Source organism: Belliella calami (assembly GCF_022549695.1).
GTDB classification, from domain to species: domain Bacteria; phylum Bacteroidota; class Bacteroidia; order Cytophagales; family Cyclobacteriaceae; genus Belliella; species Belliella calami.
In genome coordinates this window covers 39,131-54,624 of the sequence record NZ_JAKZGS010000022.1, presented here as the reverse complement: position 1 = coordinate 54,624, position 15,494 = coordinate 39,131, and the positions used below count along the sequence as shown (strand labels likewise).

Here is a 15,494-nt window from a genome sequence, read left to right as displayed (position 1 = left end):
ATCAGCGTAATCAGCGGGCCATAATTTTTCTCCCACAAATACCGCAGATTTACGCAGAAAGGACAAAAACTTGAAGAAATCCAAAACACAACATAAAAATCTGCGATCATCAGCGTAATCAGCGGGCAATAATTCTTCTCCCGCAGATACCACAGATTTACGCAGAAAGGACAAAAACATAAAAAATCCAAAACACAACATAAAAATCTGCGATCATCAGCGTAATCAGCGGGCAATAATTCTTCTCCCGCAGATACCACAGATTTCCGCAGAAAGTACAAAAACATAAAAAATCCAAAACACAACATAAAAATCTGCGAACATCAGCGTAATCAGCGGGTAATTAAAGCCAAAAAATCCATTAACTTTGAAACTTGTAGAATGGAAAGAATAACGATGGATTACCTTAAAGGACTAAACCCCCCACAAAAAGAAGCTGTAGAACATACTGATGGGCCTGTGATGATCATCGCAGGTGCCGGATCGGGCAAAACAAGGGTGCTCACTTACCGGATCGCCCACTTGATCCATGCCAAAGGTGTTGACCCTTTCAACATTCTTTCATTGACCTTTACCAACAAGGCTGCAGCAGAAATGAAGGGTCGGATTGAAAGACTGATAGGTTTAGAAGCTCGAAATACCTGGATGGGAACTTTTCACTCTACTTTTGCCAAAATACTTCGTGTCGAAGCCGAAAAACTCGGCTACCCTTCCAATTTCACTATTTACGACTCCGATGATAGCAAATCTCTCATCCGTTCTATAGTAAGAGAAATGAAGCTTGATGATAAGGTTTACAAAGCAAACACTGTACTTTCTAGAATTTCAGGCGCCAAAAACAGGTTGATTTCATGGGAAACTTATCTCACTGATCCCTACATCAAGGCAGATGATGATGCAGCAATGAAACCAAAGATGGGGGAAATTTACAAAATCTACCAAAAACGACTTTTCAAATCCTCTGCAATGGATTTTGATGATTTGCTTTTCAACACAAACGTACTCTTCAGAGATCATCTTGATGTCTTGAACAAATATCAACAACGCTTCAAGTACGTGATGGTCGATGAGTTTCAAGATACCAACCTTTCTCAATATCTAATTACCAAAAAACTGGCTGCGGTTCACCAAAATATCTGTGTGGTTGGCGATGATGCACAAAGTATCTATGCTTTCCGTGGTGCGGATATCCAAAACATCTTAAATTTCGAAAAAGATTACCCTGACCTTTTTGTAGTCAAACTCGAACAAAACTATAGATCGACCAAAAACATCGTACAAGCAGCCAACAGCATCATTGCCAAAAACAAAGCTCAACTCAAAAAGAACGTTTGGACCCAAAATGATGAAGGAGACATGATCGAACTCATCAAGGCAAGTTCAGACAGTGAAGAAGGAAGAGTAGTTGCTACAACGATTTTTGAGGAGAAAAACAACAAGAAACTGGACAACAGTGATTTTGCCATCCTTTATCGAACCAATTCCCAGTCTAGGTCAATGGAAGAAGCTTTGAGAAAGATGAACATCACCTACAAGATTGTCGGTGGCTTGTCATTCTACCAAAGAAAAGAGATCAAAGATTTGATGGCTTACATGCGCTTTGTGGTCAATAGGGACGATGAAGAAGCTTTCAAAAGAATCATCAATTATCCAAAAAGGGGTATTGGTGATACCTCTGTAGAAAAAATGCTTGTCGCTGCTTATGAGCATGACATTCCCCTTTGGGAAGTAATGACAAATGCCAACAGTTTCTTGTCTGGAAGAGCTTCCAACGCTGTAGAAGATTTCACGACAATGATCAAAAGCTTTAGCATTGAAGTCGAACGGAAAGATGCATTTGAAGCAGCCTCATCTATCTCCAAACAGTCTGGACTGCTTAGAGATCTATATGAAGATAAGACTATTGAAGGTCTCAATCGGTATGAAAACGTCCAAGAATTGCTCAATGCGATCAAAGAATATGTGGACAATCCGGAAAATGAGGATAAATCTTTAGGGGCTTTTCTTCAGGAAATTGCTCTTTTAACTGACAACGATAGGGACAAGGACACCACAGATTGTGTTACATTAATGAGTATTCACGCTTCAAAAGGGCTAGAATTTAAGCAAGTATTTGTCGTAGGAATGGAAGAAGATCTTTTTCCTTCCCAGATGATGATGCAAAGCCGTGAGGATTTAGAGGAAGAAAGACGACTATTTTATGTAGCATCTACCAGAGCAATGGACAAGCTTTACCTTACGTATGCCTTGACAAGGTATCGCTATGGGAGGCTGTTGAACTGTGAGCCAAGTAGATTTCTTGAAGAAGTAGATCCTGCATGTATCCGCGTGAATAAGCGTATGACAGCTTCACCGGCAGGTGCATTGCGAAATGAAGGGAGTGAAGGCAGGAATGGATTCATTGGGATCAAGAAAAACCCATCCATGCGACCACAAACTACTGCTAAAGTTCATACACCAAGCCCAGACTTCAAACCCTCAAACACCAACAATCTTGGTGAAGGTATGAAAGTCGAGCATCCGAAATTCGGTTTTGGCAAGGTTTTGAAGATAGAGGTAGAAGGAATCAATAAAAAAGCAACGATAGAATTCGAGAATTTTGGAGAAAAGACTTTATTACTTAGCTTTGCAAAGCTTCGAATAATGGAATAACTCAGTGTATTCTCAATTATTATCATTTAATTGCAGATGATTCTTATAGATTTGAAAGACAGAGATTAAATCATCTAAACTTAATCGATGTAAATCATCTAAACACAAGTCCAATACAGCAAATAAAGTTGCTAGAAGCATTAAATAAGTCAGACCTGATATTGTGAGATTTTTTGTAACTTCATCACGATATTATGAATGGTGCTGGTCATGAATAATTTAGAAGAAAATAAACATACAGTCATTTTGAAAGAATACGGAAAAAATATCCAAAGGCTAGTCATGCATGTGACTGGTATTGAGGATCGTGAAAGGCGAACACAAAGTGCCTACACGCTTGTTGAAATCATCAAGCAACTGAACCCCAACCTCAAGCTGGAAAGTGACCAAAAACTTTGGGATGATTTGTATATCATGTCAGACTTCACCTTAGAAGTAGATGGTCCTTACCCAATGCCTGAGAAAGAATTGCTAGGTAAAAAACCACTTCCAATCGGTTATCCCGTTGATGAAGTGAAATTTAAGCACTACGGTAGAAACATTGAAAAGCTAATCGAAAAAGCTGTAGAAATAGAAGACGATGAAGAACAGGAAGCTGCCATCATTTACATTGGTCAGTTGATGAGAAGTTTTCATTCGACATGGAACAGAGACAACTTTGATGATCAAATCATTTTGGATGATATCAAAACACTCTCTAAAGGAAAGTTACACATAGACCTGGAAAAGGTGAAGGAAATGGGGCTTTTCGAAACCAATACAAGAAGGGACTTTAAGATTCCAATCGAAGCGGAAAATTCAGGAAGCAACCGCAGAAACTTCAGCGGAAACAATAGAAGAAGAAATAACAATAACGGCGGTCATTCCAAAAAACGTAGATAAATGTCTTCATTCAGAGTAAAAGGTGGATTAAAACTAAAAGGCGAAATCACACCTCAAGGAGCAAAAAACGAAGCGCTTCAAATTCTTTGCGCAGTTTTACTTTCTCCGGAAAAAATCACCATCAATAAAATACCCAACATCCGCGATGTAAACAAGCTAATAGAATTGCTTGGGGATATGGGTGTGAAAGTGGAAAAAATCGGTCCAGAATCTTACACTTTCCAAGCTGATCAGATTGACTTGAAATATTTGGATACAGAAGACTTTTTGAAAAAAGCTTCTTCGCTTAGAGGATCTGTGATGATTTTAGGGCCACTTTTGGCAAGATTTGGAACTGGCAAGCTTTCAAAACCAGGAGGAGATAAGATCGGAAGAAGAAGGATGGACACCCACTTTACGGGTTTTCAGAAACTTGGAGCAGAGTTCAGATATGACAATAAAAGGGAAATCTACCATATCGACGGCAAAAACCTCAAAGGGGCATACATGCTTCTCGACGAAGCTTCTGTAACAGGTACAGCAAATATCGTCATGGCAGCAGTTTTGGCGGAGGGAAAAACTACCATCTATAATGCTGCATGCGAACCGTACTTGCAACAGCTTTGTGAAATGCTCAATAGAATGGGAGCTAAGATTTCTGGAATTGGTTCTAACTTATTGAACATAGAAGGAGTGAAGTCACTCAAAGGAACGGAGCACACATTACTTCCAGATATGATTGAGATTGGATCATTTATCGGCCTTGCTGCTATGACCCAATCAGAAATCACCATCAAAGATGCCCAAATCCATAGATTGGGGATAATCCCAGATACATTCAGAAGGATGGGAATAAATTTGGAATTTCGAGGTGATGATATTCACATTCCTGCGCAAAAGCATTATGAAATCGACACATTTATAGATGGCTCCATCCTGACCGTCGCAGATGCTATTTGGCCTGGATTCACTCCTGACCTATTGAGCATCATTTTGGTAACTGCGACACAAGCTAAAGGAACCGTCTTGGTTCACCAAAAGATGTTTGAAAGCCGACTTTTCTTCGTAGATAAACTGATAGACATGGGAGCTCAAATCATACTTTGTGATCCACATAGAGCAACAGTAATTGGCCTTGACAGAAAATATGCATTGCGGGGTATTCGCATGACTTCTCCTGACATCAGAGCGGGTGTAGCATTGTTGATCGCTGCACTTTCTGCAGAAGGAACTTCTGTCATAGATAATATTGAGCAAATCGATCGTGGATACCAATATATAGATCAGCGATTGAATGCACTTGGAGCAGATATCGTAAGGATAGAATAAGCTCAAAAAGATATTATCTGACAGGATGATATAGCAAAATCACAATGACCATCAGCATTTATTTGCTGATGGTTCTTTTTTTAACTGTAGAATCGATTAAATTGTACTTTCAATCACTTATCTTCCTCATTATGAAACTGCAAACATTCTTGATTTCCGCTTTAATCTGTATAGCTATTCTCGCCTGCTCCACACAAAAAGAAGAACTTAGCACACCCCAAAAAGTGGCTAAAGCCTATGGATTTGAAAATTTCGAAAAAATCAATTCCATTGCATACACTTGGAATGTCCAAGCGGGAGATATAGTTCGAACAAGAGATTGGAAATGGAACATCCAAGAGCGTACTGTCTATTTTGCTGATGCTGACACAAGTTACACTTACAGTCTTGATCTTCCACATGAAAAATTGCCAAAAGCAGATGCAGGGTTTATCAATGACAAGTATTGGTTGATGTACCCATTCCAACTGATGTGGGACTCAGGATATACCTATGAAGAATCCAAAGATGTCCCTTCCCCTATTTCTGGAGAAGTAGGCACCAAACTTACCATTGTTTACAACAATGAAGATGGCTATACACCAGGAGATGCTTATGACCTTTATTTAGACGAAGCTTTTATGATCCGAGAATGGGTATTTAGAAAAGGAAATGGAACAGAAGGAAGGGCATTCACTTGGGAAACTGAGCAAACTTTTGAAGGTGTCACTTTCGCTACAGAGCATTACAATGATCAAGGAGTGAAATTCATTTGGTTCACAAATATTGAGGTCAAATAGATATGAAGAAGCTAATTATTGTCTTTTTACTTTTGATTTCTTTTCAGATTTCGGCCCAGCAGCTCAGTAAAGTAGAACAAAAACTTATTGAAGCCATTGAAAAAAATTATAGTGAAACAATCAAACTTTTAGAGGAAACAGTAAATATTAACTCTGGGACATTCAACCTCAAGGGAGTACGGGAAGTTGCCAAAGTCTATGAAAGGGAATTTGCTAAAATCGGTTTTCAAATAGAATGGATCACTTTGCCAGATTCACTTCAGAGAGCTGGACATTTTGTGGCTAGCAGAAAAGGAAACAAAGGCAAAAAACTCTTCTTTATTGGCCATTTGGACACTGTTTTTGAAAAGGACATGCCATTTTATCCCTTTTCCATCGTAGATGAAAAAACGGCTAAAGGACAGGGAGTAAATGATATGAAAGGTGGTAATGCGATGATTTTCGCAAGCTTGAAGGCATTGCATGACATGGGTTTATTGGAAGACCGAACCATTACGGTCTACTTCACAGGAGATGAGGAAAATTCTGGAAAACCAAGTTGGGTAAGCAGGTTGGATTTTGTAGAAAGAGCCAAGCAGCATGACATTGCATTGGGTTATGAAACTGCTCAAGGATTCAATATAGCTACAGTTGCCCGAAGAGGTGCTTCAGGCTGGACATTGAAGACTACTGGCAAACAAGTACATTCATCTGGAGTATTTGGAGGTAATGCTGGTTATGGAGCAATCTTTGAAGCCTCTAGAATCCTAAATGATTTCAGAGTACAGTTGGCAGATGAACAGTATTTGACATTCAACCCCGGACAAATCATTGGGGGCTCAGACGTGCTTTATGACCCAGTAAGCGGAAAAGGTGAAGCCCTAGGAAAAACCAACATTATATCAAGAGAAGCTTTTGTCACAGGAGATTTAAGATTTTTGGGTGAAGAACAGAAAGAAACTGCACGAGAAAAGATGAGACAAATTGTTTCTCAAAACTTGAATAGCACTACAGCTGAAATTGAATTTGAAGACGGAATTCCTTCAATGCCTCCCACAGAAGGAAACATGGCACTGGTCAACATTCTCAACAAAGTAAGTACTGAGATGGGATTTGGTGAAGTAAAAGCTGGAGATCCAGGCTCAAGAGGAGCAGGCGATATTTCTTATGTGGCTGATTATTTGGATTGCATTGATGGCATTGGAGCTTCTGGAAGTGGTGCTCACTCACCCGCCGAAACGATAAATTTGAAACAGTACCCCGACTTGATCAAAAGAAGTACTTTGTTTGTTTATCGATTACTACAAAAATAATATGTAAATCAAATTAATTCTTACATTCAATTTTGAATTAAAAAAACAAATGTGATAAATGTAAAATGATAAACGTTCAGAAAATACTTGACGATCTATATATAAAAGATAATTTCAAAGAACTTACAGAGCTAAATCCTATTCTTGGTAATGATATTTTTATAATTTCAGATTATATAGAAAATGGAAAAAGAAACAACTTTAGCGTATATTCATTTTTAGTAACAGATGATAATGAACTTTTATTACACTCAGAAAGATTGAATCAATTTCGGGAATTAAATAGAATTCCCGAGAATTCATTTTTTGATTTTAAGAAAGTCTTTCAGGACAAACAAAGAAAACGTCTTTTACCTGATTATTTAGAAATAATAGATCAAATGAAAGGGTATTTATTTACACTAGTTATTAACAAGGAAGTTGTCAATAATTTTTCTAAAGACACTTTAATAGAGCATTTTGAAGCAAAAGGCTTTGGAAAATGGAAACCACATATTTTGGCAGAAATGATTTTAACCTTTTCAGTTTATGCTTTCTTGGCTTCCAAGATAAAAAACACTAATATCTTATGGCTTTCTGATGAAGACTCTAGATTTGGAAACAATGAAAGTCAACAAAAAAACTCTATTAAATTTCTTGAACTATTTTTATTAAATCAAAAAATTCCAAAGCCAAAGCGAATATATTTGCAATGCGATTCAAAAGAAAAAAAATTTTATCAAGATAGAGACCTCAAATCAATAGTGGATTTGGCTACCGGCAGTATCAATGATTGTATTGACAATCCAGAAAAGGTCAGAGATATTTCATTGGATTATTATCGATGGTTCAATGGCAAACCAGTTAATTTAAATAGAAATACTTTTCAAATTTACCTTAAAGAAAATTCAATATCTGTCCAAAAAACAACGATGATAAAAGATACTTCAAATAATTTGAATAAATAAAAATTATTAGCTTAACTACCATTTTCAAAAAAAAAGATAATTGAAATATCTAAGATTTTGTGATTTTAAACTAATAGAAAAGTATAGTAACTAATAGGTATAAAAGTAAAAGTTATCTGTGTATAATAAATTTTACTGTTTTCTAGAATTTTTTTCAATTCACGAAAGTCAATCTTCCCTATGATTCAGTCATTTTAAGTTTTATTATCGAAGTTTTTGTATTTGCATGCTTAGGTTTTTAACGATTCATTTCAATTATTTTGAAGGTGTTTTTCTTAAATAAAACAGAGTAATTTTCTATTAAAAAATAATTCGTTTGAAAAAGAAATATTATTACTACATTTCACCAATATTCTAAAATCCAATAAATGAAAAAACTTCTAATTCTCTTGGCATTTGTGCCAATGGCTTCTTTTGGGCAATTCTCAAAAGGAACGAAATATGTTGGTGGAAATATGACTTATTTCTCAACAAAAACTAATTTTTCAGCTTCCAACAATCCTGCTAACACTCTCTTTTCCCTTAATGGGCAAACAGGCTTTTTTATAAATGAATCGTGGGCTGTAGGACCGGTTGTGAATTTTGTTTCATCCAATCGTCCAAACATTAATCCTGTTACAAATCTTTTTGAAGATTTGAAAGTTTCAGGTTTTGCAGGTGGCCTTTTTGCGAGAAAATTCTTTTCAATATCAGAAAAGTTCTTTTTCAGTTTAGAAGGAAAAGGTTTGGTTGGAACAATAAATAGAGACTTGAATTCATCGTTGTATGAAGAGAGCAGTACAAGAGTCTATCTTTCGCTACGCCCAGCATTTACATTTATGCCAAATCAAAAATGGGGGTTTGATGCCAGCATTGGTGAAGTTTTTTACCAATCTAATTGGAATACCGGCTACTTAGAAGAAAATAATTTCCAAATAAACTTAGGGCAAGTAAATCTCGGTGTGAATTATTTCTTTGGAAGAAAATAAGAAGCAAAAATTGTGAAGAAGTTGAAGAACTTAAATTATTGTTACTTTTTTAATAAGTGGCATATTTATAGATGATTTAATTTAAACACCTTTAACCATCCGACATCAAGCATATGAAAACAAGCATGACGAAGAACATCACACACTGGGATGATTATCAACCATGCGAGATTCCATAGCCTGTCCCGACCAATTGGGATGACCTCTGAAAAACAAATTATAAACACATGAAAAATGGCTCTCTCCTGATATTATTGTTAGCTACACTTTTCTCCTGTGGCCAAAGTAAAAAGTCAGTAACTGAATCAAATGAAGTCAAAATTGAAACCGGTTGCTATTACTACGAATCAAATGGTTCTGTAGCTGGATTCAAAATCAATCAAGTTGATGATACTGTTCAAGGAGAACTTGTTTATTCGATTTTAGAAAAAGACCAAAACTTTGGAACATTCGTAGGGAAAATTGAAGGTGACAAACTGATTGGGGATTATTCATTTACTTCTGAAGGTTTGGAAAGTAAAAGACAGGTTGCATTTCAGGTTACAGAAGGTAAAATTACTGAAGGTTTTGGGGAAATTATTGTTGATGAAAATGAAGTAAGGCTTAAAGACCTTTCCAAATTGAGTTTCACCAATGGTTTAACATTCGATTTGACGGACTGTGATGCTTTGGAGTCAGAATGTTTTTTTGAGAAAAATGCTATTAAGTCGCAATTGACAAACAATTGTATAAACCCTTCAGAACTTGAATTCGAGCTGAATCAAATAGAAGAAGGAGAAATCGACAATAGCGTGCAAGCTTATCTTCACTTTGATAATGGTGCTGAAAATGCAGAAATTTTTCTACCAAATTCCAAAACAGGAATTCTATTAAAAAAGACTGGAGAAGGTAACTGGAGTGATGGGGATTATTTGCTTTTTGCTTGGAAGGGCTTTGTTCTCCAAAAAGATGGAGAGAATATTTTTGTCGGGGGAAATTAAAAAACAATTCCCTCCGACAAAATATTTTTACCTCACAAATGATAAGGTGAGTAAAATCTCTATTTCATCATCTACGCCATCTTCTGTCAAATCCTCTTCAAAACTTTCAGAAAGAGAAATCGACAGCCTATTTCTACTCAACTCCAGGATCTGAAATACTACAACTTCATCTTCAGAGTTTAAAGAAAGTGTACTGTTGTTTGGACTAACCACATATGTCCCTGTCTCATCGATTCGGTCATTAACCCTGATTTCGTATGAACCATTTCCCGAAAAAATCAGCCTAGTACCTTCAAAATCACTAGCTTCAAAAAACTCACTTTTTAATGCTTCAGAAGCAACATTTGCTTGAGCTGCTGTCAGTCCATATTCCTGCATAAAGAACTCAATATCTGTCTTATTATTGATTCTGATATCAATATCAAATTCATCGTAATTCCAAGTCCCTTCAATACTAGCTATCTCAGGATCATCATCATTTCCACAGGAGGTAAAGAGGATCAGGTTAAAAATTACCAAGATTGCCAACGAGTACTTAAATAAACAGTCTTTCATATTTTGATTGGTTTTGTTTATGGATAAAATAAATTTAGTTAAAAATAAAACAATTCAACTGAGAACTATAATTTTTGGTGGCAGAATTTGTATCCAAGATATTAATGCTATTTAATAAAACAAAATACTATTGAAATTAGCTAAGCTGATTTTTCAATTTAATGTTTTTAGCCTAATAACATTTTTTATATTTGAGATTATGATAACTTCCTTCAATAAACCCTTCATTATTTCACTCTTACTTTTCGGTATGATAAGTTGTGATCAACCAAACCAACAAAAGGAACAGAAATTGCAAATGGAACAGAACCACAAAGTAGTAGTATATCAAGTTTTTACACGTCTTTTTGGAAACACAAATACCACCAACAAACCTTGGGGTACTCTTGAAGAAAACGGAATTGGCAAATTTTCTGATTTTTCAGATAACGCACTTCAGGAGATCAAAGGTTTAGGGGTAACACACATTTGGTACACCGGAATTCCGCATCATGCCGTAATTAGGGATTACACAGCATATGGAATATCCAATGATGACCCAGATGTAGTCAAAGGACGTGCAGGTTCGCCTTATGCAGTAAAGGATTATTATAACGTTAATCCCGATTTGGCAGATGACCCCTCCAAGAGAATGGAAGAGTTTGAAGCTTTGATCCAAAGAACACACCAAAATGACTTGAAAGTCATCATCGATATCGTACCCAATCATGTAGCGAGAAGATACGAGGGGAAAAACAACCCAGAAGGCATCAAGGATTTTGGAGCGGATGACGATACGAATGTCGAGTACAAAAGAGATAATAATTTTTACTACATCCCCGGCAAATCATTTGAAGTTCCGATTGCTCAGAATGAATATCGTCCTTTAGGAGGAGAGAAACATCCCCTTTCTGATGGAATATTTGAAGAAAATCCTGCTAAATGGACTGGGAATGGTTCTCGTGAGGCAAGACCTGATTTCAACGACTGGTACGAAACTGTCAAAATAAATTATGGTATCAAACCAGATGGAAGCAAAGATTTTGAAGAATTGCCACTTCATTTCAGAGAAGAGGACTACAAAGCCCATTTTGAGTTTTGGAAAAACAAAGAGGTGCCTGATTCTTGGAAGAAATTCAAAGACATTGCTTTATTTTGGACGAAAAAAGGTGTTGATGGATTTAGATTTGACATGGCGGAGATGGTACCAGTTGAATTCTGGAGTTATATGAATTCAGCCATCAAAATGGAAAGCCCTGATGCTTTCCTCCTTGCTGAGATCTACAATCCAAGAGAGTATAGAAACTATATTCAACTAGGGAAGATGGATTATCTCTACGACAAAGTAGAACTGTATGACACTTTGAAAAACATCATGCAAGGCAGAGGTTCCACAGACAACTTGATCCAAATTCAACAAGGACTTTCAGATATCAGCCAACACATGTTGCATTTCTTGGAGAACCATGACGAGCAAAGGATCGCCAGTCCTGAATTTGCTGGCAAAGCAGAAATCGCAAAGCCATCGGCAGTGCTTTCTGCTACAATAGATCAGGCTCCTATGATGATTTACTTTGGTCAGGAGGTTGGCGAACCTGGTGCTGAAAATGCTGGTTTTGGAAGTCCAAGTAGGACATCGATTTTCGATTATATTGGTGTTCCCCACCATCAGCGTTGGATGAATAATGGGGAATTTGATGGAGGGCAGCTTAGCGCTGCTGAAAAAAACCTGAGAGACTTCTACAAACGTTTGCTCAATTTCACAGTAAAAAGTCCTGCCTTGGCTGGAAACTATGCTGAGATCCATTCCTTCAACAGAGGAAATACAGAATGGTATAATGATAGGGTGTTTTCTTATGTAAGATGGTCACAGGATCAAAAGCTCATCATCATCACCAATTTTGACAAAAATGATTCATTTGGGTTTGATTTGCAATTACCTGCAAGTATGGTGACAGCTTGGGGAATGAAGGATGGGGAATATGAATTAGAAGAAAAGTTATATGGAAAAGTCAATGCTAAACTTTATGTTGATCAAGGTCAAGCAAGAGTCCGAGTAGATTTGGAGCCTTTGGAGAGTTGGATTTTGGAGGTTAGATAAGTTGAAAGGTGATTTAGTTATTGGTTAATTGAGTTGAGATTTAAAAGCCCTTTAAGGAGGGCTTTTTTCTATTTATTCTAAAAACATAAATGCGAATTATTTGGCTAAAGCCTAGATAAAATCATTGACCTAATTCCCTCCAGCTAAAGCAGGAGACAATTGAAGTGGAAGATTATCAATTGGGATGTAGCTTTAGCCCATCCTTAGAAAGGATCATAATTTGAGTTGGCTTTAGCCAAAATTTCCAATACCGAATTCTTTTAATACAGTTGGTGTGAATCAATTGCACTTTTAGAAATACAATTTTTATAATTTATTCGCATCTTCAAAGATACATATTTAAATATATTACGTATCTTTGAGGATACGATGGAAGAATTATTCAATAGATACAGAAACTTATTGCAGTCAGTAAAGACTGATTTTAAAAGAAGTCATTACGATAAAATCAATTGGAATGGCAGAGCAATCTGTATTTTGGGTGCTAGAGGTACAGGAAAATCTACATTAATGCTTCAGTACCTTAAAGAAAACTTGCCACTGGACAAATCCCTATATTTGAGTTTAGATGACCTCTATTTCAAACAAAATAGTTTGGTAGATTTGGCAGAAAGGTTTTATCAATTGGGAGGTAAAAATCTACTTTTGGATGAAGTACATAAATATGAAGATTGGCAAAGTGCTGTAAAAAACATCTATGATTTCTACCCTGATCTCAAGCTAATCATATCTGGATCCTCAATTTTGGCCTTACAAAAATCACAAGCGGATTTAAGTAGAAGACTTGTTTATTATGAATTACCTGAATTATCTTTTAGGGAATATTTGAGTCTCAAATTGAAGATTGAGTTGGAAAAATACGACCTCAATCAAATTATAAAAGATCACCAAAAATTAATCGATCCCATTCTTGCTTCAGTTCCAGATGTGATGCTACATTTTGAAAACTACAAAAAGATTGGATCATACCCTTTCTTTTTGGAGGATGAAAGAGACTATGTTTCAAAAATCAACCAACTCATCAATGTTATCATTGATTATGATCTACCGGAAGGCAAAGACATTTCGACAAGCACTCGAGCAAAATTGAAAAAACTTCTCTATCTAATTTCCACCTCCGTACCATTCAGTCCAAACATAACCAAGCTTGCTGAAAAAACAGACACAACAAGACCAAGACTACTCGAAATGCTCCACATGTTGGAAGTTTCTAAACTGATCAAAAGTTTGAGAAGTTCTTCTAAAGGGATAAGCATGATGAATAAACCAGACAAAATTTACCTATCAAATACCAACCTTATTTACGCTCTCGCTTTAGAAAATCAAAATTCCGGCAATATTAGACAGACATTTTTTTATAATCAACTAGAAAATAGTGGCTCCATACTCACTACAGCCAAGAATGGAGATTTTTTAGTTAATAATCAGTTTGAATTTGAAATAGGCGGGAAAAATAAAACTTTCGACCAAATAGCTAACATTCCAAATTCCTACATTGCGGCAGATGAAATGATCTATGGAATGGGAAACAAAATCCCTCTTTATCTTTTCGGTTTCCTATATTAAAAAAGCCCTAACTTCTCTGTCAGGGCTTTTTATTAAAACCATAATGCGGTTCAAAAATATCTACTAATATCAATTCTGCGAAAGCAAAATATCCATCAATATCCTTTAAACATAATTGTTCAACATCACTGGCATCACCAACATCAAGATGTCTTCATTTTCTGATTTATCAGAAGGAACGATCAAACCTGCTCTGTTTGGAGCTGAGAATTGAAGTGTAACTTGCTTAGAAGAAATGTTGTTGAGCATTTCTACCAAAAACTTCGCATTGAATCCAATCTCGATATCTTCACCATCGTGGTCGCAAGATAATCTTTCATTTGCTTCGTTAGAGAAGTCTAAATCTTCAGCAGAAATCTGCAATTCGCTTCCAGCCAATTTCAACCTTACCTGATGGGTAGTTTTGTTTGCATAGATAGCAATCCTTCTCAAAGAACTCAAGAACTCAATTCTATCGATAGTCATGTGGTTTGGATTATCCACAGGAATTACATTTTCATAATCAGGGAAGCGCTCATCAATCAATCTACAGATCATCTTGATACTACCAAAATTGAAATATGCATTGGAGCTGTTGAACTCTACAGTCACTGGGACATTTTCGGAAGGAAGTGTAGATTTCAATAGGTTAAGAGCCTTTCTTGGGATGATAATGCTTGCCGCATCTGGGGAAGCGATATCCACCCTTCTATATCTGATCAATCTGTGACCATCCGTAGCAACAAAAGTAGCATTGGTGCTGCTTAAGTTGATATAAACACCCGTCATAGCCGGTCTCAGTTCATCATTACTTGTTGCAAAAATAGTATTGCTGATAGCACTGCTTAGAACCTCAGTGGACATGTCTACAGTCGTAGCGTTGCTCACTGTTGCGATTTTCGGGAAATCAGTGGCGTTTTCACCTGCCAATTTATACCTACCATTATCAGAACTGATCTCAATACTGTAAGTATCATGGTCAATGCTAAAAGTAACAGGTTGCTCAGGTAAGTTCTTCAGCGTTTCAATCAAAATCTTCGCTGGCACAGCAATGTTCCCATCTTCTTTCGCCTCCACGTCAATTTCAGTCATCATGGAAGTTTGCAGATCAGAGGCAGTTACGGTCAATTTCCCTTCTTTGATTTCAAAAAGAAAATTCTCCAAAATAGGTACCACAGGATTGGTAGTCACTACCCCGTTGATCGCTGAAAGCTGCTTTAAAAGCGCAGAAGAAGAAACAATAAATTTCATATCGATTAGCTTATTTTATGTCGAAATATTATAACAGGGTAAATTTAGAAATAAAATCATAAACACAGCCAATGACTTGGATTTTCATTGAAAAAAAGTAGTGGAAAGGAGGAATTTAAAAGGATGAAGGAGGAAAAGCTTCTCGCGAAGATTTCAAAGGAGCAAAGGAAGGCAGAGGAATTTTAGGAGTGGTAAAAAATAGGCTACTAAAATGCGAAAGAAAACATCAGAACAATAAACCTGAAACTTAAAAGC

The 15,494-nt window shown here is 36.5% G+C and carries 12 protein-coding genes; 10 read left to right on the top strand and 2 right to left on the bottom strand.

Translation table 11 applies throughout. From position 1 onward, the window contains the following. Positions 1-396: 396 nt before the first annotated feature. The 8 genes from MM236_RS18040 (at position 397) to MM236_RS18005 (ending at position 9,808) form a co-directional block, all read left to right on the top strand. On the top strand, positions 397-2,652 hold the full coding sequence (locus MM236_RS18040; protein ID WP_241276396.1) for an ATP-dependent helicase: 2,256 nt from the start codon (positions 397-399) through the stop codon (positions 2,650-2,652). Between the two features lie 210 nt (positions 2,653-2,862). Then, the gene (locus MM236_RS18035; protein ID WP_241276392.1) at positions 2,863-3,534 is read left to right on the top strand and encodes a DUF4290 domain-containing protein; all 672 of its coding nucleotides are present in this window, start codon (positions 2,863-2,865) and stop codon (positions 3,532-3,534) included. Beyond that, the gene (murA, locus tag MM236_RS18030; RefSeq protein WP_241276391.1) at positions 3,535-4,842 is read left to right on the top strand and encodes a UDP-N-acetylglucosamine 1-carboxyvinyltransferase; all 1,308 of its coding nucleotides are present in this window, start codon (positions 3,535-3,537) and stop codon (positions 4,840-4,842) included. A gap of 131 nt (positions 4,843-4,973) precedes the next feature. Next, positions 4,974-5,621 carry a hypothetical protein gene (locus MM236_RS18025; protein WP_241276390.1) on the top strand — a complete coding sequence of 216 codons (648 nt, stop codon included), beginning with the start codon at positions 4,974-4,976 and terminating at the stop codon, positions 5,619-5,621. 2 nt (positions 5,622-5,623) lie between these two features. Beyond that, positions 5,624-6,913 (top strand): M20/M25/M40 family metallo-hydrolase, encoded by a 1,290-nt coding sequence (locus MM236_RS18020; protein WP_241276389.1) that lies wholly within the window; start codon positions 5,624-5,626, stop codon positions 6,911-6,913. 65 nt (positions 6,914-6,978) lie between these two features. Further along, positions 6,979-7,860: a hypothetical protein gene (locus MM236_RS18015; RefSeq protein ID WP_241276388.1), complete on the top strand. Its 882-nt coding sequence runs from the start codon at positions 6,979-6,981 to the stop codon at positions 7,858-7,860. A 368-nt stretch (positions 7,861-8,228) separates the two neighbouring features. Further along, a complete protein-coding gene (locus MM236_RS18010; RefSeq protein ID WP_241276387.1) occupies positions 8,229-8,828 on the top strand; it encodes a putative outer membrane beta-barrel protein in 600 nt (199 codons plus the stop codon). A 227-nt stretch (positions 8,829-9,055) separates the two neighbouring features. Further along, positions 9,056-9,808 (top strand): hypothetical protein, encoded by a 753-nt coding sequence (locus MM236_RS18005; RefSeq protein WP_241276386.1) that lies wholly within the window; start codon positions 9,056-9,058, stop codon positions 9,806-9,808. 27 nt (positions 9,809-9,835) lie between these two features. Here MM236_RS18005 and MM236_RS18000 read toward each other — a convergent pair whose 3' ends face one another. Then, positions 9,836-10,363, bottom strand: a complete 528-nt coding sequence (locus tag MM236_RS18000) for a lipocalin family protein (protein ID WP_241276385.1) — start codon at positions 10,361-10,363, stop codon at positions 9,836-9,838. Between the two features lie 298 nt (positions 10,364-10,661). Between MM236_RS18000 and MM236_RS17995 the strand changes: the two genes are divergently transcribed. Beyond that, positions 10,662-12,443, top strand: coding sequence for an alpha-amylase family protein (locus MM236_RS17995; protein ID WP_241276384.1), 1,782 nt, complete (start codon positions 10,662-10,664; stop codon positions 12,441-12,443). A 369-nt stretch (positions 12,444-12,812) separates the two neighbouring features. Then, the gene (locus MM236_RS17990; RefSeq protein ID WP_241276383.1) at positions 12,813-14,009 is read left to right on the top strand and encodes an ATP-binding protein; all 1,197 of its coding nucleotides are present in this window, start codon (positions 12,813-12,815) and stop codon (positions 14,007-14,009) included. 105 nt (positions 14,010-14,114) lie between these two features. Here the strand turns inward: MM236_RS17990 and dnaN are convergent, their stop codons facing one another. After that, on the bottom strand, positions 14,115-15,239 hold the full coding sequence (gene dnaN, locus MM236_RS17985; protein ID WP_241276382.1) for a DNA polymerase III subunit beta: 1,125 nt from the start codon (positions 15,237-15,239) through the stop codon (positions 14,115-14,117). Between the last annotated feature and the right edge of the window lie 255 nt (positions 15,240-15,494).